General features: G+C 47.1%; 14 protein-coding genes. 10 read left to right on the forward strand and 4 right to left on the reverse strand.

Features of this window, described 5'->3' with window-relative positions:
- Together JW881_22030 and lepB are read right to left on the reverse strand one after the other, a co-directional pair.
- The coding region (locus JW881_22030; protein ID MBN1700206.1) for a PT domain-containing protein at positions 1-1701 on the reverse strand (1701 nt) is incomplete at its 3' end.
- A 491-nt stretch (positions 1702-2192) separates the two neighbouring features.
- Positions 2193-4019, reverse strand: coding sequence for a signal peptidase I (gene lepB / locus JW881_22035; protein ID MBN1700207.1), 1827 nt, complete (start codon positions 4017-4019; stop codon positions 2193-2195).
- A 145-nt stretch (positions 4020-4164) separates the two neighbouring features.
- Between lepB and JW881_22040 the strand changes: the two genes are divergently transcribed.
- The 4 genes from JW881_22040 (at position 4165) to JW881_22055 (ending at position 7627) form a co-directional block, all read left to right on the forward strand.
- On the forward strand, positions 4165-4551 hold the full coding sequence (locus JW881_22040) for a (deoxy)nucleoside triphosphate pyrophosphohydrolase (protein MBN1700208.1): 387 nt from the start codon (positions 4165-4167) through the stop codon (positions 4549-4551).
- A 243-nt stretch (positions 4552-4794) separates the two neighbouring features.
- The gene (locus JW881_22045; GenBank protein MBN1700209.1) at positions 4795-5319 is read left to right on the forward strand and encodes a hypothetical protein; all 525 of its coding nucleotides are present in this window, start codon (positions 4795-4797) and stop codon (positions 5317-5319) included.
- A 289-nt stretch (positions 5320-5608) separates the two neighbouring features.
- On the forward strand, positions 5609-6988 hold the full coding sequence (locus JW881_22050) for a hypothetical protein (protein MBN1700210.1): 1380 nt from the start codon (positions 5609-5611) through the stop codon (positions 6986-6988).
- A 129-nt stretch (positions 6989-7117) separates the two neighbouring features.
- Complete coding sequence (locus tag JW881_22055; protein MBN1700211.1) at positions 7118-7627, forward strand: hypothetical protein; 510 nt, start codon at positions 7118-7120, stop codon at positions 7625-7627.
- A 27-nt stretch (positions 7628-7654) separates the two neighbouring features.
- Here the strand turns inward: JW881_22055 and JW881_22060 are convergent, their stop codons facing one another.
- Entirely contained in the window at positions 7655-9430 is a 1776-nt protein-coding gene (locus JW881_22060) for a histone deacetylase family protein (protein MBN1700212.1), read from the reverse strand.
- Between the two features lie 197 nt (positions 9431-9627).
- Between JW881_22060 and JW881_22065 the strand changes: the two genes are divergently transcribed.
- From JW881_22065 to JW881_22085, 5 genes are all read left to right on the forward strand, one after another.
- Positions 9628-10929 (forward strand): KamA family radical SAM protein, encoded by a 1302-nt coding sequence (locus JW881_22065; protein ID MBN1700213.1) that lies wholly within the window; start codon positions 9628-9630, stop codon positions 10927-10929.
- A gap of 46 nt (positions 10930-10975) precedes the next feature.
- On the forward strand, positions 10976-12004 hold the full coding sequence (locus JW881_22070) for a D-alanine--D-alanine ligase (GenBank protein MBN1700214.1): 1029 nt from the start codon (positions 10976-10978) through the stop codon (positions 12002-12004).
- Positions 12005-12208: 204 nt separating this feature from the next.
- Complete coding sequence (locus JW881_22075) at positions 12209-13405, forward strand: hypothetical protein (protein ID MBN1700215.1); 1197 nt, start codon at positions 12209-12211, stop codon at positions 13403-13405.
- A 39-nt stretch (positions 13406-13444) separates the two neighbouring features.
- Complete coding sequence (locus tag JW881_22080) at positions 13445-14089, forward strand: hypothetical protein (protein MBN1700216.1); 645 nt, start codon at positions 13445-13447, stop codon at positions 14087-14089.
- Complete coding sequence (locus tag JW881_22085) at positions 14064-15110, forward strand: hypothetical protein (protein MBN1700217.1); 1047 nt, start codon at positions 14064-14066, stop codon at positions 15108-15110. The genes JW881_22080 and JW881_22085 overlap by 26 nt, the downstream gene beginning before the upstream one ends.
- 16 nt (positions 15111-15126) lie before the next feature.
- On the opposite strand, the gene JW881_22090 is transcribed toward JW881_22085, so the two are convergent.
- Complete coding sequence (locus JW881_22090; protein MBN1700218.1) at positions 15127-15963, reverse strand: HAD hydrolase family protein; 837 nt, start codon at positions 15961-15963, stop codon at positions 15127-15129.
- A 1112-nt stretch (positions 15964-17075) separates the two neighbouring features.
- On the opposite strand from JW881_22090, the gene amrB reads away from it, so the two are divergent.
- Positions 17076-18302, forward strand: coding sequence for an AmmeMemoRadiSam system protein B (amrB, locus tag JW881_22095; protein ID MBN1700219.1), 1227 nt, complete (start codon positions 17076-17078; stop codon positions 18300-18302).
- The last annotated feature ends 187 nt before the right edge of the window (positions 18303-18489 follow it).

Here is an 18489-nt window from a genome sequence, read left to right on the forward strand (position 1 = left end):
CGGTTCTGCTGTCGGTTCTGCTGTCGGTTCTGCTGTCGGTTCTGCTGTCGGTTCTGCTGTCGGTTCTGCTGTCGGTTCTGCTGTCGGGACCGGAGTCGAAACTGAAGGTTCCTGACCATAAACGAGTGTTCCGTTTATATAAACAGGAATTTGGTCCCAATCGGTATACGTTGTCTTTGAAATATCACACGAATAATCGTCACTTTCGTCATAGTTGCTCCAGTCTTCTTTATTGATGCGAACCATGATTTCCAGGGTATCGATTGCCGGTTCGAGGACACCGGCTTCGGGTGTAAAACCGATTTCAAGATACCCGTCATAAAATGTACCTGTGACATTATTGGCTATATATTCGGTTATATAATTATTGTTAATAGCCCCATAATCGACATAAAACACATCACCTGAGGTGCTTTCATTCGAATAGTAATAGCGAATGGTCATTTCCGATAGTTCGATTGTCGCTGTACCGGTATTGACAATATGGATGTGGGGTTTGATATGCTGGTCTGATATATTAAGATCGCCGCATTTGTATTGAAGTGCCACCGAAACTATCCCCGGTTCGTTTGTCGGTTCCGGTGTCGAAACATCTGTCGGAAGCGGTGTCGGTGCGGGGGTTGGTTCGGTTCCTTCCTGCGGTGTTTCATCCGGTCCTGTGCCGGTGGGGTAATAAAGATTGTCTTTTGTAAGGATGATTTTATCGATAGTGGCCCCGTCTTCTCTCATCCAGAGATTGAAGGTATGATATCCTGCCGGTAGATTGTAATTTTGGCCGCTTTTTACCCATGACCATGACCATGAAGTCCCGTAATGCCATTCGTATTTTGTTCCGTCATCAAAACCGGTTCCGCATGAGTCGTCGCTTGCCGAAAATCCCTTTCTCAATACCCACACGTACCATACGGCATTGTCCGATGTCAGGTTTATGAGGTACTCCATTTTGGGAGCATCGGTTGAGTTCGCCGAGCTGATACCCGAGTTCGGCGACGCATACATGTATATACCGCCGCTTGAAAGGCTGTCTGGCTGTTCAATCCATGAAAAATCGGCATAGGAACCGGTACCGGCGATATTTCCGGTAAAGCTTTCGGTTTCCATGACAATCATTCCGTCCGTTTCAATAAAGGCCATGCTTCCCGGCTGGGGAGTGGGAAGTTCCGCCGGAATTATTTCTGGCGGTTCTGTTGCCGCCGGCGGCTCCTGGCTGCCGGGCTCGATTCCCCAGATAAGGTTTCCGTCAAGATACAGGGTGATTTTTTCCGAATCCGTATAAGAGGTCTGCGATCCATCGTATGAATAATCGTTGTTCTCGTTATAAGCTGACCAATCCACCTTGTTTAATCGCAGCTGTATGTCTCCGGTCGATTGTCCCGGATAAAGAATCCCTGCTACGTAAGTAAAACCTATCTCGATATAATCAGCGGAGAAGGTACCCGTTACGTTTCCTCCACCGATACGGGCGTAATCGACATAAAACATTTCCCGGGAAACGGTATCTTTTGAATAATAATATCGCGCAGTAAGCCTTGAAAGATACAATGTCGTTGGCCCTGTGTTGATAATGGTTAAATGGGGTTTAATTTGATTATCGAGTGGTGCGTTATAATCACCGCATCTGTATTGTACCTTTTGCCCGAATGCCGATAACGATACAATACACAATAACATTACAATAAAGAATACCTTTATTTTTGTCATTTTTTCCTCCAACCTCTTTTATATTTTGTTATGTTTAAATTAATAAAATTAATGTTCTGTTTGTTCGTAATCGAGATTGGCGCACAACCTCTCCGGTTTTTATCAAAAAGCCAAAAAACTTCGACGGTGTTAAGGTCAATCTCAATTACATGGCGTTATTTTGGATGAAGACTGGTTTCTCCGATATGTCCACCTCCTTTTTTTATTTACATTTAAAGCAGACAGCCGGAAGAAGGATAATGCCTCTATTCCGGACTATCGAATACACTTATTACCACTATACCTTTTGTTTTATTATATCATGTTTAAAGTATCTCTTTTTTGTTCACAATACAATCAGTGTTATACTGATATTTATATAGGGGAATCTCCTATATTATAAACGTGTAAATAACCTATTTTAAATTATCGAATAATAGGAGGGGTTTGGTTCTAGGATATTAAGCGGATAAGGCATTACACCATAACCCCGGCAATGGGGGTGGGTAGTTTTAGTCAATTGTTCCAAACCTGCTAAAAGGCCAGAGCCGGGCAACGACAAGCCCCAATATCTTTTTTTCTTCCAGCAGATGGGGATTGAGCATTGAGTAATAAACAAACGAATGCGGATCTGTTTTATCGATCCTTGTCGGTTTTTCGTTTTGGGCGGAAAATCGGAAATCGTATGAATGATATCTGTTGTCACCCATAAGAAAGTAGTGGTCTTCCGGGATATATTGGCTCTCAGCGGCTGGAAATTCCGGGAAATTTCTTTCATCGTAATATCTGATGTAAATATAAAAATCATTCAATTCTTCAAGGATCGCCACAAGCGCCGCGTCTTCCCATATGGCGGCGATCAATGTATTCTCGACGATAAGTTCAAGATACCGTTTGAATTTTTCGAGACAGAGTTTTTGAAAGAGAAGACTCAGTTTTTTCCCGTTAAGGGAATAGGGTGATAGCGGTTCATGTGAATAGTTAATTTCCTTATTATCGGGTGAGAAATATTTTTTATACACATGGTATTCACTCCTTACCTCGCATTCTTCAAAATGTTCGATTTCCGAACCATGAAACACGTCAAGGCGAGAAACAGGGTTTGCCGTGTTGAAGACACGAACCTCCTCGAGACACATGGTGAAATACTCAAACAATTCTCTTCCGCCGTTTGACCGGATCGTTTGTATCGTATCGACGAGATACGCAATATCCTTTTCAAGTATATCGATTGATAGAAGTTTCTTTTTATTGTCCCATGCGGTCAGGATTTCTCTGGTTTCCCGTGTTACGGGGATGTACTTTATCTCCTTTCTTATTTCCTTTATTTCGTCATAGAGGTCCGTATGGGCATAAGGGCCCATTCGGTCGACGGAATCGATCGGTATAAAATCGGACTCCCCCCGTATTTTGATATATACCTTGTCGTCAAGCATCATGAGTTTTTCACCCGGTTCTCCGATAACGCGCTTTACGATAAACCGCTTCCTTACCTGGTGGTTTTCATCAAGATCGATATCGACAAGAGAAAGGGTCGCAAGAAAGACGAAGTGCTGGAAAATTTTTTTCAGCAGTGATGTTTGTTTGTAGTCGGGGCTTTCGAAGACGACGATGCTGCCGCGATGCGGTTTTTGAATGGCAGGGAATCTCCAGTCGGTAAGCGGAATGGAAGGACCGGAAAGGAATTTCGTGACAAGGGCCCTGTCATTGACTAAGATCGAAGGTACCATCGATTCGGACGGGATAAGGTAGAGTTGAAATACAAAGTGTTGAATGAGGATAACGATGATTATTGCCTGAATGAACACATGAACGTTTTCGATGACCATCTGCTTCATGGAACGTTGAACTTTGAATTTGGTTTTTTTCTCCCTCGCCTCTTCTTCCGTTATGATCCCCCATGAAAGCCGGGTTTTTTTCTTCCATAATAAAAAATAAAGTATCAAGGGGAGAAGACTCGAAATGGAACTGAAAACCCACAGCATGAAAGCGCGGGATTCCGTTATCAGTCCGTTCATTTCCCACGAAAGTCTCGGAAGGGAAAAGCCGATATAAACCGCAAGAATACAATAACCGGTATAGGTTTTCAGCGTATGGTAAAGATGCCTGTTTTCGAGAATGAAAAGATTCCATAAAAAATAAAGATTCGATGCGATAATACTCAAGCGGAAAATTATCGATGCGACAAGCCAGAGGTCGAATGGATGAAACCCGGTCGTAAAAATGGTAATGAATACGACAATTGTCCAGACAACAAGGACGAAAAAGGGAACGAGCCAGGAGAAGTTGTCCTGATTGGCTTTAACGCGGTTGATCGTGGCGGTAAGGATATTGTTCATAGGAAGCTACTATATGAAAAAAAGACCGGTTCAGTCAAGGATAAAGCCCGTTCTCCGGCAAAATAAGGGGCCGGGCGGTGTGGTTTTTTCATAAAGAATGAATTGACATAATGAGATCGATCTGCATACTAAAAACTAAAATACTATGCAAAAGGTATCGGCAGCTGTATTTGTTAAAGATGGCAAGTTTCTCATCGCCAGGCGAAAAAAGGGGGGAAGTCTCGGAAATAAATGGGAGTTTCCGGGCGGCAAAGTGGAAGCGGGCGAAACACCGCAGGAAGGACTTGTCAGGGAAATACATGAAGAGTTTGATATTGCGATAACAGTCGGGGAGTTTATCGGTTCACACAGATTTTCAAATGAGGACAAAGACTACGAACTAATGGCGTATTATACTGAGTACCTTGATGGTGAACTGAAACTTCATGAGCATCAGGAAATACGATGGATCACCCTGGATGATTTTGATTCGTTCGATTTTGCAGAATCTGACAGAACGATCGTTGAAATACTTAAAAAAAGGCATTTCTGATCCGACGTTAGGGGTTTGAATAGGGAAAAGCAGCATGATGGCTTTTTTTTTGGTATTCGGCAGATCCGTTCAGACTGCCGTATGGTAATGAGGTGGTGAACATGGCCGGAAAAGGCGGCCGGCTTGCAGGAAGTACGGGTAAATTTATATTTCCGATTGCCTTTTCACGCTATATGGTGTATAATGGGAATAAGAAGATATACGGATTATATTACTAAAAGGAATATTTGGAGGATATGCGTCATGAAGAAAATACCGGTGTTAGTTATACTTGTACTATTCCTTTCGGTTTTCTCGTTACATGCACAATTGTATGTCGTCTATAAATGCGGTGAAACAAGGACCGAATCCCCCATGATAAAACCCCATATCATGATTGTGAACGCAGGCCAGGAAACGATTCCGCTTCATGAGTTAAAAGTACGTTATTTCTATACAAATGACGGTGCGAAGGATGAATTCTATCTTGTCGAATACGCGGTGATCGGCAGTCAACTGGTCAATCTTTCCTTTTCCTACGGGTATGTGGATATCACCTTTTCACCGGCGGCAATGGTAAGCATAGCTCCCGGCGGCAATTCCGGTGAGATACTGGTTCGTATCAACAAGGGAGACTGGAGTAATTACAACCAGGCGGACGATTTTTCTTTTGATCCGTCGATTACCGGTTACAAACAACATAACAGAATCGCCCTTTACCGGAATGATATACTGATTTCAGGGTATGAATATTATCCGGAACCGTCCCCCACACGGTCACTGAAATAAGAATTCACTGTCTCCGGAATAACTATATCAGCAGCCACGCTTTATTACGACGGGAGGCCTCGTTTCCAATAATGATTTCTTTCCCGGAGGACGCTTGAATATGTTCCGTTTTTAGTTGACGGCCTCAAAATAATCGGGAGTATCTTGACATTGCAACAGGTACTCTCTATATCTTTATAGTATGAAACATATGATAAAGACGTTCTTTTTCCTTATTTTTTCTTTTTCCTTCCTTTGTACATGCACATATTCATTTTTAATCCGGGTGACTCCGGAAGACGCGCTTTTATTGGTCGACGGTAATCAATTTGAGAATGCCGGGAAATACAGCACGAAAGACAAGACGATAGAAGTGCTGGCTCAAAAGGAAGGATATCTGCCTGTTTCCGGCAGGTTTGAAAATAAATCGATATTTGCGAAAAAAGAGATTGTCATCGAGCTTGAGAAAAAGAAATACGACGTGAGTATCGATGCGACGGAAGACTGGATAGCATACACGATCGACGGTGAAAGCAGCGGTGTCCTCCCTTTTAACGGCTTTCTTACTCACGGCAGGCACACCCTTGAACTCACTAAAGAAGACGGTCCCGTTCAATCGATCGGTCTTGACATAAAAAAAGAGGATCGATTTCTTCTACGGTATCAACGGCAGGTTCCTTTCGTCAATCAGATCGGCATCTTCTCCTGCGGGGGAGCGCCGAAACAGGTGACATTCTCGCCGGACGACAGATACCTCTATATCACGCTGCTCGGAGGACAGGGGTTTCAGATATTCGATATGGAAAAGAAAGCGATAACCTGTCTCGTCGGGCCGGACCAATGGGCACGGAAACTCGGATTCGTGGAAGGAATTTTTATCGAGAAATATCACTGCTATTTCGTGTCCCAAATGGGACCGGCGCAAATTTATGAGTATGATGTGAAAACCGACGGTACGGTGGCATACAAACGCACGATCAAATCCGGGGGTTCATGGTCAAAGGTCATCGCTTATTCCGACCGGCTCGATTTGCTTGCCGTCTCGAACTGGTGTTCGAATGATGTATCCATCATCGAGTATGAAACGGGCAAGGTGATCAGGAAGATCGACATACCGAAAGCACCGAGAGGGCTTGCGTTTTCCCTGGATGCTCGGTATCTATATATCGCCTCTTTTGACGGCGGATTCATTTTTAAATATAAAACAGACGACTGGTCGGAAGACGGCAGGATTTACAAGCGCGGGGCAGCGATGCGGCATATAGTGATTGCGCCGGATGACAGGCGTATTTTTGTCAGCAACATGTACCATTGCGAAGTGTATGAAATCGACTGTGAAAGCTTCGAGATACTGCACCGGTACAAGGTGTTCCATAATCCGAACACGATCGATATTTCCGGCGATGCCCGGTATCTCTTTGTCTCGTGCAGGGGGCCGAACAATGAGAAGCGGTATACACTCAGAAGTCCCCTGGACGGAAAAGTCATGATATTCGACACGGAAACAAAGGAATGTGTTGCAACGATTCAGGGAGGAAACCAGCCGACGGGACTCGATGTCAGCAATAACGGAAAATATTGTGCGTTTACCAATTTTCAGGATGCGAATTTCGAGTTGTATGATATTTCGGCGTTAGGGCAATCACGCTCGGACGGTAATATCGTTTCTGATGCGCGGGCAGGGAAATAACTTCGCATGCACACGGTAAAAGAACCGGAGGCTCATACGGATTGTCGCGCTTTCTTCCCTTGTCAATGCTGCGGAAATTGCTGCCGCGGAAACACTCGGATACAGCTTAACCCCTACGACCTTGAAAAAATGGCAGTCTTCTGCGGATATACATCGACGGCGCGACTTTTCGAAAAGCGTCTCGTCATCCGTGAAGCGGGGCAGCACGATATGCCCATGGCGTATATCCGGTTCAAAAAAAGACCGTTTTTATTCTGCCCGTTTCTGCGAAACGATTACGACGAATGCCTGAAAACGGTAACGGGATACTGTCTTCTTCACCCCTCACATAAACCGCTTGTCTGTTCCATGGCCCCGGCGGGGAGGGAGATGGATTTTGAGACGGAGAGTGTCACGTACCTGATAACACCGGCGTCGGACGAATGTCCCGTTATCCTGAACCACGCGGATGAATATATAAGGACGGTAAAAACCCTTTTTAATGAAGAACTCGGTTATGAACTGCGTTATTTCAGGATTATGGAACGCTTGCGGTTTCTCCGTGAGGAGGGAAAGCGGGCGGCCATGCGGCTATATCTGTTTGACGTCCGGAAAGGAATCGGGGAACATATTGAGGAGTTCGAGAGACTATATATGTGACCCATTTTCCCCGCCCGGTTTACCGGCTTATGACGGGTATATACCGTGCCAGAGTCCCTTGAAAAAGCCCATCGCGTTGGCCCCCAGATGCCGTGTGTTATAGCCGCCTTCCTGGACGACCAGTGTCGGAATGTCAAGACTCCCGATCATCTCACCGATTACCTCGAAATCTTCCTGTACGATTTCCCATGTGCCGACGGGGTCGCCCCGTGAAATATCGAGTCCTAAAAGCACGATGAGGAAGGAAGGATCGAACCGGGATATTTTTTCCACCGCCCGCTTGATGCAATCGATATAGAGACCGGAATTTATATGTTCTGGAAGCGGCATATTTATATTGAAGCCCTCACCCGCGCCCTTCCCGGTTTCATCTTCAAATCCGGAAAAGAACGGGTATGAAAAAGACGGATGACCGTGAATTGAGATAGTGAGAACGTCATTCCGTTCGTAGAAAATATCCTGCTGGCCGTTGCCGTGATGATAGTCGATATCGAGCATTGCGACTTTACCGAGTCTGCTTAAAAAATGGGCGGCCGCCGCCGCCGAATTGAAATAACAGAATCCTCCGCAGGTATTGCGTTCCGCGTGATGTCCGGGGGGGCGGACAAGGGCGTACGCGATTCGGTCGCCGCGGCAGAGTTCGTCCGCCGCGGTCAGCGCACAGTCGACCGCACGTTTCGCGGCAATATAGGCATGTGCATTGATCGGAGTGAAGGTGTCTATGCAATAATAGCCCGCCCGGTAAATCAGGTCTTTCGGCAAATGCCGCTTGTTCCGTATGGGGAAAATATAGGGATAGACCGATTCGCCGGCTTTGAGATGTTTGCTGACATCGCGAAGATAATGGACGAACCGGGCCTCGTGAATCGCCGTGATATGGCGCTCGGAGAAATGCTTTACGGGTATTTTTCTGAAAAGGTTGCTCGTTAGGCATTTCTGCGCAATTCTCCTGATCCTGACCGGCACCTCGACATACCCCCGTTCGCGTACATGATGGATATCGTGTTTGTCGTTTATGACAAGCACGATTTTTTTGTCTTGCGGTATCGTAACGGCGACCGTCACCGGGTGTTCCTCTTTTATATAGAGCGGTTTTCGTAATTGAACTGGCTCGTCTTTAAAAGAAGAAAGGACCGCATCGATATAATCAGGAGGACAGATACCCGAATATTTGCGTTCCAGGATGGCGGTGACAATAAGTTTCACAAGGTCGCGGTGAAGGACCGGGTGTTTGCCCAGTCCGTCAAAGACGAGATAAGGCGGATTGTCGTCGTCCGGCGTCAGCGGCGTTTCATACGTTGTGTTGGCAATGGGAAAAGCGCCGTAGCGTTCATAGAATTTCAGCCGCATCCTGTTCTGCTTGAGTAACTCGGGGTCTTTGCACAACTCAGGATCATCGGGAAGGCATTCGAAAAAGATTCCCAGCACTTTCAGGGTGAGTGCTTCTTCGCGGACTCGTTCGTAAAGTGCCCCGCCGATTCCTCTCCTCGCTACGGTTTTCGAGGTCGACACGTAATCGAGGTAGATGAAATTGAGATCGGGATAATGATTGAGAAGGGCGAATCCTTTTACCCTCCCCATCATATCATCGGAGACAAAAAGGATTGACCGGTATCTGTATTTCATGGGATTTTTCAGATGATCGGCAAGCGACGATACTTCGTAATCCGAGATTGCCGGGAAGCGGTCCCTCAGGATAGCCGCGACCTGTGTCAGTGTGTGCTTGTTGACGGGGAGAATATCGTCGTAAATTCTTCTGATACGAAACATCGACACGTCCGTTTCCTCATTTTTGTCCGGCAAATCGCCGCCTTTCAAGCGTAGAAAAATGTTATCTCTTTTTGGTAAAAAGTCAAGGGCATTGTATGCAGAACCGCCTCCGGCGGCCAAAAAAAATATTGTTTTTTTTATACTTTTTTTTCTTGACATTGTTCGAAAAAGTATTATCTTTGCATCAGCCTGAAATTTTGCAGGTATATCCTCTTTCAAGGAGTGTGCAAATGAGAAAGCACATTTACACAACGGAGGTCGATAAACCTCCGAATGAAGATGTAGAGCCTCCGGGTAATATGAGTGTGGCGTTCAAGCTATCACTCATAAGTCCAATCCCGCCTGTTTCCAAAAGCCCGCCTATAAGCAATGATATTGCAGGACAGTCTGTTGCATCGTTTCCCGTGAATGAAAAAGCCCGGCTATTCAGGGACCGGTTTTTTCCGTATGTTCCTGAGAAGGAATGGAACAACTGGCGCTGGCAGCTTAAGCACCGCATCATTGACATGGAAACGCTGAAGATGTACATCAACCTTTCGGATGACGAGGAAAAATTCTTCGCAACGGATGTGTCCGCTTTTCCAATCAGTATTACGCCCTACTACCTCAGCCTCATCGATCCCGATGATCCCGGCCAACCGCTGCGCAAAGCGGTGGTGCCCGTCTTTTCCGAAAGACTCATCATGGATGTCGAAACCGAAGACCCGCTTGGAGAAGATCTTGACAGTCCGGTACCCGGTATCGTTCACCGCTATCCGGACAGGGTCCTGTTCCTTGTCACGAATTTCTGTTCGACCTTCTGCAGGTACTGCACCCGTTCCCGTCTTGTCTCGAAAGAGACGGAAAAATGCAACCTCGCAGAACGCTGGGACCTGGGAATCGAGTATATCAAAAACAACCCGGCGATACGGGATGTCCTTGTCTCCGGCGGCGATCCCCTCACCCTTCCCGATGAACGTATCGAATGGATTCTTTCGCGCCTGAGAGATATCGATCACGTCGAGATTATCAGAATCGGGACAAAGATTCCGGCCGTCCTTCCACAGAGGGTTACCGGAGGTCTTTTGAGGATACTTAAGAAGTATCATCCGCTTTACATTAATATACACGCGATGCATCCGGATGAACTCACCCCTGAAATGAAAGCGGCATGTGCACGTCTCGCCGATGCAGGAATACCCCTGGGTAGCCAGACCGTTCTTCTTGCAGGAATCAATGATGACAGCGTGACAATGCGGGCGTTGATGCAGGGATTACTAAAAACAAGGGTAAAGCCGTACTACCTCTACCAGTGTGACCTCGTTCCAGGATCAAGCCATTTCCGGACACCGGTGGAAAAGGGACTCGAGATCATCGAGGGGTTGCGAGGACACACGACAGGTATGGCCGTCCCCCATTATGTCATCGATGCGCCGAACGGGGGGGGCAAAATCCCGCTGTTGCCGGACTATTGTGTGGCCGTATCGGACAAGCATTACGTATTGCGCAATTACAAACACAATACCTACGTGTATCCGGACAGGGTTTGTTAAACTCTGGGATACAGGATAGTTCTCGTTTGAGATAAGGAGAAGAACCATGGTAATAGGAATTACCTATGATCTCCGGGAAGAGTATCTTGCTGAGGGATATTCCGAGGAAGAGACCGCAGAGTTCGACAGTTCCGCGACGGTCGACTCGATTGCCGATACGCTCGCGGTACTGGGCCACAATGTTGTACGGATCGGGAACGTCAGGGAACTGATGCGCCGGCTGACAATGGGAGAACGGTGGGATCTGGTGTTCAATATCGCTGAAGGACTCAGCGGGTACGCGCGTGAAGCGCAGGTTCCGGTAATCCTTGAAATGTATGATATACCCTATACCTTTTCGGATCCGCTTCTGCTTTCGGTCTGTCTGCACAAGGGAATGGCGAAACATGTTATCCGTGACTTCGGGATTCCTACGCCGGAGTTTGCCGTCGTGGGCGACGAATCCGATATCGATGATATAACGCTTCCTTTTCCACTTTTCGCAAAGCCCGTTGCCGAAGGAACGGGAAAGGGCGTTACCTCGTCGTCGATGATCAATTCGAAGGAAGAACTTGCCGTCCAGTGTGTCGGTCTTCTGCAAAAATTCAGGCAGCCGGTGATTGTCGAAGGATTTTTACCGGGAAGGGAGTTTACCGTCGGGATTCTCGGGACGGGGAAAAACGCGCGGGTCATCGGCGTTCTTGAAGTCATATTGAATAACATGGCCGAACGGCACGTGTATTCGTATGTCAACAAGGAACAGTGCGAGACACTCGTCACCTACAGGCTTTCTTCCGATCTGAGCGCGGAAACTGCCGCAGCTACCGCGCTAAAAACCTGGCGGGCGCTCGGATGCCGCGATGCCGGAAGGATCGATCTCCGGCAGGATCGGGATGGGATACCTTGTGTCATGGAAATCAATCCGCTTGCTGGACTCAATCCGACCCATTCGGACCTTCCCATGATCTGTTCGTTTGCCGGGATGACCTACAAGGAGCTTATCGACGGTATCGTCGAATCGGCGTCTTGCATGAGAAGGGAAAGCGACAATATAGCTGTGCCACAGAGAGTGTCCCGGTGCTTTTCTGAACAATGAAAAAAAGTGTGTACAGTCTGCTGCGGCAGAAAATGCCGCGGCAGACTAATTTCTTAGAAAAATAATACCTTTTACACGAAAGAGTTTGAAAGAGCTGTACGGTGTGTGTCCGTGGTTTCAAGGAGTGTAATAGGCTTTAAATAGCTTAAAATGGCTTGAAATAGCGGGTAAAACGAATAATACTGGAAAAGGGAGGAGGCGGTTATGACAAAAGAAGAAATGCTGAAGCGGGCAAAGCAGCATTGTTTTTTTATCGGATTGAACGACAGCGGCGCTGAGTTATGCAGGGCAAATTCGGTATACGGTATTGCCGCAATACATTATATCCAGGAGCAAATCGGTCTTCCTCCGGATGCCACCTTCATCACCACCCCGGATATGACCATAACAAGGAATACGACTAGATGGAAAAGCGGTTTCGGGTATGGTGGAAAGATTACCTGGGGAAGCGGTCATGACGAACTCGTTATCCTGAACACAAAGCCGAACGCGTGCGGAATGCTCGTGGGCGGACTCGAATCATTCCCCGCGATCAATACCCTGCTTGAACGGCTGCACCGGATGGACAAGGAAACGACCGTTATCGACGGGATAGAGGTCCAGTGGGATTTTTACAAAAGCAACCATTTTATCGATCTCTTTTTCGTCAAGCCGGTGGCGAAAACAGGTATCCGTCTGCCGACTCACGCGTTTATCATTCACGGGTCCGCCGGTGAGTTCAACGGAGACAACGCAAGGGGATTCGGACTGTATTACGACAAGAGTAAAAAACTAAAGGAAATTGCCGGGGAGATTGACACGCCGTTCGGACAATTTTATATTCTCACCGGAGACGCTGCGAAAAGGTATTATGAGACATATCAGGTAGCCGAAGCATTTTCAAAGAAAAAACGCGAGATGGCGGCGAAGATACTCTTTGAAAACTTTACGGTCATTTCGAATGAATGCCACCAGGGACTTTCTCACATGAATGAGATCCTCCTTGGATGCAATCAATACAGAAACGACGACAGGCTTTTCCCACTCGCGCTGCGGGGGGACCTTCCCGCATATCTGGTTTCGGGATGCAGAAGTCTGAGACCTGAGTGCATCGAGTTGCTTGGATTCGAGAAGCGTTCAAAAAGGCTGGGTGTTTATGAGCGGCTTCTCAACGCGAACATCTTTCCGCACGGGGGCGGGTACAACCTTCCCGACGTGTTGAGTGTCAACAGAGTCATCGAAATCGATGACGAGAGGTATTTTGATGTCGAAATGCAGAATGACAGAGGTAAAAAAATCATTTCTGAAGTACGTGAATTGCCCTATGAATACCGGGGAAGAACGGTCGTTCTCCGCGCCCTGGAAACGGGACTCATCGAGATTGTCGCGAAACTTATTCCGCAGTATGTCTTTAAAATATAGTATGCATTTATATCAAATCAGTGTTGAAAGGTGCGTTGTATGGTGCTGAAACTCTCCCAACCTTTCCCGTCGCGATACGGGTTACCGGTTGTCATCAATGTCGATACCGATATTTTTACCACCCCCTATCCCTCGGCCGGGTGTATCGGAACGGACTGCCGTGACCGTTGTTGTTCGGGCGGCGCGATCATGGACATCGTCGCATTCGAAAAATTAAAAAATTTCAGGGAATCCGAACGATTCAAGGATATCAAGTGGGATGATTTTGCGTTCGAAAAAGACCCCTGCTATCCCGGAGGAATCGGATGTTATACGCCGATAATGAACGGGATGTGTGTTTTCAAAAATCGTGAAACACGGGGATGCGGTATTCATTCGTTCTGTCTCGAGCGCGGAATCGATTACAGGGAATTGAAGTTTTTCGCCTGCTGCATTTTCCCCGTCGAAGTCAACAGAATCGGAGAAAAAACGAATGTCCTCACGGCCGGTTACGAACTGAGAAACGAGGGGTTCGATATCGCCTGCAAGACCGAAGGCGGCAGTACGGTCTACGAAAGCGCGCGGGACGATATCCGTTACTATTTCGGGGATGTACTCATCGATATTCTGGACGATATGAAGAACCGGCGTATCGCTTATACATTCGGGAGAAAATATAATGGCGGCAGTCGGGCTTACCTATAACCTCATCCATGAAGATGCGATCGGGGACAAGCCGATCGATTCCATCGCGGAGTTCGACACCGGGGAGACGATCGACGCATTGGTGAATGCCCTCAAGGAGGGCGGCCATTCGGTCATTCCCATCGAGGCGGACGAAGGTGTCGTCGAAACTATTAAACGGCACCGGAAACACCTCGATATCGTCTTCAATATTGCCGAAGGCATCAGGGGCGAATCGCGGGAATCCCATGTACCCGCGATTCTCGAGATGCTCGGTATCCCCTATGTCGGTTCGGGCCCCCTGACACTCGCCATCTGCCTGAGTAAGGTCCGGACAAAAGAGATCCTTCTTTCCTATGGTATTCCGACTCCCGCCTATCAGGTTTTCCGGTCGGGCCGGGACTCACTCGTCCGGAACCTGCGGTTTCCGCTTATCGCAAAACTATCGAACGAAGGTTCGAGCATGGGCCTTTCGTACGCGTCGGTTGTAGACAATGAAAAGGAACTGCGGAAACAGGTCGCCTCCCTTCTTGATATTTACCGCGAGCCCGTCCTGGTCGAGGAGTTTATCGAGGGACGTGAGTTCGGTATACCGATCATCGGCAATACCCCGCCCGTCTGCCTTCCCCTCATCGAGTTTCATTTTCACGGTGAACGGTCGATTACCATTTTCGTACCTGACAAGCCTCTCGATATATTCTCGGAAAGGCAATACGAAATACCGGACCCGAAGGTGACGAATGAATGTCCCGCACGCGTCGACACGGAAACGGAAAGAATGCTGACAGGTCTCGCGATCCGATCGTACAACGCGCTGGAATGCCGCGACTGGTGCAGACTCGAGATCAGGGTCGACCGGGGCGGCAATCCGTTCGTAATCGAACTAAATCCCATCGCCGGAATCGATCCGACCTACCGCTTTGCGGTTTCCGCCGAAATCGCCGGGCTGCCGTATGAACGGCTTATCAATAAAATTTTACTCTTTGCAATGGAACGTTACGGCATGGATACCGGCTGGTACCGGGATGTGTTCGGCGGCTGATTGAAAAGCGACACGGTCAGACGCGTGCGTTGTGCGTTCCGGCGAGATATTTTGCCACCCCGTCCGAATCATTGCTTTCGATGATCCCCGTTGCGCATTGTCTGCATTTTTCATGTGCGTTTGCCACGGCAAAAGCGGCATCCGATGCCGTGAACATGCCGATGTCGTTGAGGTTGTCTCCGAAGCTTACCACGCGGTCCGGTTTGAGATACGATCGGAGGAATATGATTCCGTCGCGCTTGTTGGCGGCGCGGTGGGCGATCTCGATCCAGCAGAACCCGGGGCAATACACATCTTCGAGTAATGTGCAGGCTGCCGCACACTCTTTTGACGCCGAATCCATAAGGGGGGCAAGCCGTTGCGGGATTTCTATGCCGTTTATCATGATGATCCGGTGGTCGTGCAGAAAATCCATACTCTCGACGAGACGCAGCCGTCTGTCACCCCGCTTAAGACGGCTGTTGATAAAAAGCTCTTCGGCGCTGTTGTTGATTCCCAGATAAAATATCTTTTTTTCGCCCTCCGGGGTAACCGCGTAGACGATCGGTGAGATCGAAAACCTGTTGAAGAGCGCGAGAACGGATGAAATGAGGCTGTGGTCGAGAAAATATTCGGCATGGAGGCGTCCGGTGCGGGGGTTCTTGATATACCCGCCGTTCATATAGACGACCGGTAACCGCAGGTTCAGTCCGTCGAGGATACGCGACGCCGATTCGGGTGTCCTTGCCGTGGCGATGGTAAACGAAAGCCTGTCTGCGATGAGCCGGTTGAGTGTTTCTGTGGTATAGACGCTTAACGATTCGTCTGATCTGAGCAGCGTTCCGTCCAGGTCGGATACGTAGAGTGTTTCCATGGTTCGTCGAACGATTTTTCTCCTTCCGCCGGGAAAAAATTCCCCTTCCGCCGGGAAAAAATTCTCCTTCCGCCGGGATATATGTATAATAATAACCACGGAATAAGTCAAGGGCGCGCAGCGGCCGGCACGGCAACCGGCCTGTTTCGGATGCAGGGGCGCAATGTATGGTGTTCCCGTGGAAGGAGCATGAAGCAACGCGGAAAAAAGAAGGAACAGGTGATCACGAAGATTTTTATAAAGAATAAGGCAGACACGGATTGACACCGATTATCACGGATTAAAAATAAATATAAAAAGCATACATACTCAATTTTTTACGGGATATGGATACGTAAGCCGGGTATATGAAAAAACCATAGAAGCAAGAAGGATAAAATCCAAAGGGCCATGGGCGTTTTTGTTTTAGGTCTCTGTTGTTTTCTTATTTATATTTCTTTGTTGTAGTATTTTTCTACTCAATCCAACAATAACTGCAACTAATCCGCTTGAGGCCACTCCTGTAATAAATGCAATAATTATTGATGGCCAGAATTAAAAATTATCGTGAAAACATAGTAGATACTTAATATTTTCAGAATCATGTGATGATAATTCTTCTATTGCTTCTTTTTCTTCAGTTTTTTCTTTTAATTCATTAGTGATATTCTTTAAAACTTTAATCTGATTATCAATATAGTTATCCAACGTTAACAAATAGTCTTTAATTTCGGAGAGGCTTTCTGTTCTATTGTCTATTTCTATATCTTTTTTGTTTTTTTCGTAATCTTTAAAATGCTGTATAGGAAAACAAACCAATTATTATTACGATAATTAGAAATACAATGAGACTGCCGGGCATCTGCGGAAGCCCCACAATGACAATAGAATAGGCGGCTGTATCGTTATTATAAAACAGCTGTTCAATTTTAAGGCGTGGGGCGATCTGTAGTTAATAAAAAACAAATAGTAACCATAAAAATAGAAAGGAGCAAGTGATTATAGTGTAATGAAAAGATACGGAGTTTGATCACCGGTTTTTACAGCCCGGCAGGTATGTACCGTCAAAGATGTTGATGAAATAAAAATTATCTGAGTATTGAAGCTCAATAATCTTCATGGTACAATTAAGTATGCCAGCCGATTATCCGAAATTACGCCCGGTCGAAGCATTCGCGATGGAAGATAACCTTATCGGTCTTCGCGATCTCGAGGGTTTTACTAAAAAAATCGTTATGTTAAAGCCGGAGATATTTTTTATCTGTACGCTTTTCGACGGCCGGCATTCGATCGTCGATATTCAGGAAGCATTTTCAAAACAATTCGGGGTGATGGTAACCGGTGAAATCGTCCGGCAGATTATCGATAAGCTGGATGAATATTTTTTTCTCGAAACCGAACGATTTATCGAGGAGCGAAAGAAAGAGATTGCCGCGTTCAGGGGCAATACGGTCCGGTCCGCCGTTCATGCGGGAAGCGCGTATGAAGGAGATCCGTCAAAATTACGGCTGCAACTCGAGGAATTTTTCAATCGTACCGATAGTCCGGGTATTCCCGACACATCGAAGCCGACAGGACGTCTCATTGGACTGATGGCACCTCACATCGATATTGAAAGGGGAGGGCTCTGTTTCGCTCAAAGCTATGCGGAACTCGCAAGAGAGTGTAACGCCGAGACCTTTCTCATTCTCGGTATCGCTCATATGCCGACGGAAAAAACCTTTGTAGTCACGGAGAAGGATTTCGAAACACCATTCGGCATTCTTCCCTCGGAAAAACGCTTTATTTCGATACTCAGGGGAAAATGCAGGCGCGACTTTTCAAGCGACGAGTTTGTCCATAAAAACGAACACTCGATCGAGTTCCAGGTTCTTTTCCTCCAATACCTGTTTCAGAAAAAGAATGGTATATCGATCATTCCCGTCCTCTGTTCTTCGATGCACGAAAGCATAATGAACAATACCTCCCCGTATCGGAAGGCGGAGATAAAAGAGTTTATCGATGCCCTTGGTGAAACAATAGATATGTTTGACGGTGATGTATGCGTCATTGCGGGTGTGGATTTGAGCCATATCGGGCAGCGTTTCAATCAGGATATCACAATTACGGATACCGTCGCGGGGGAGCTTAAAGAAAGCGACCGGAAACTCCTCGAACCGGTTTTGGACGGCGATGCCGAGATGTTTATACAGCGTATCGCCGAACAAACGGACCGTACCAATATCTGCGGGATACCGGCAATCTATACCCTTTTAAAGCTGCTTAACCCGAAAAAATCGAAACTCCTGCTGTATGACCAGTCGATCGATTATGGCGCCAATTCCATTGTCTCGTTCGCCGGTGCGGGATTTTACCGGTAAACGGAAACATCCGGAAATACGCGTAAGGACGTTTCAGGGACCCCGCAAAGGATATTAATTGAATCTCCCTTATTGTTCATTCGATTAGTCCGATATCGGGTATCCGCTTTCGCCGGCTGTTTCCACGGACAATCTCCTGTTGGATAAGCCCCGGTCTTAATCCAATTCCGCTAGGGAAAGGTTCCTG

The sequence above is a fragment of the Spirochaetales bacterium genome (genome assembly GCA_016930085.1).
Lineage (GTDB): Bacteria > Spirochaetota > Spirochaetia > SZUA-6 > JAFGRV01 > JAFGHO01.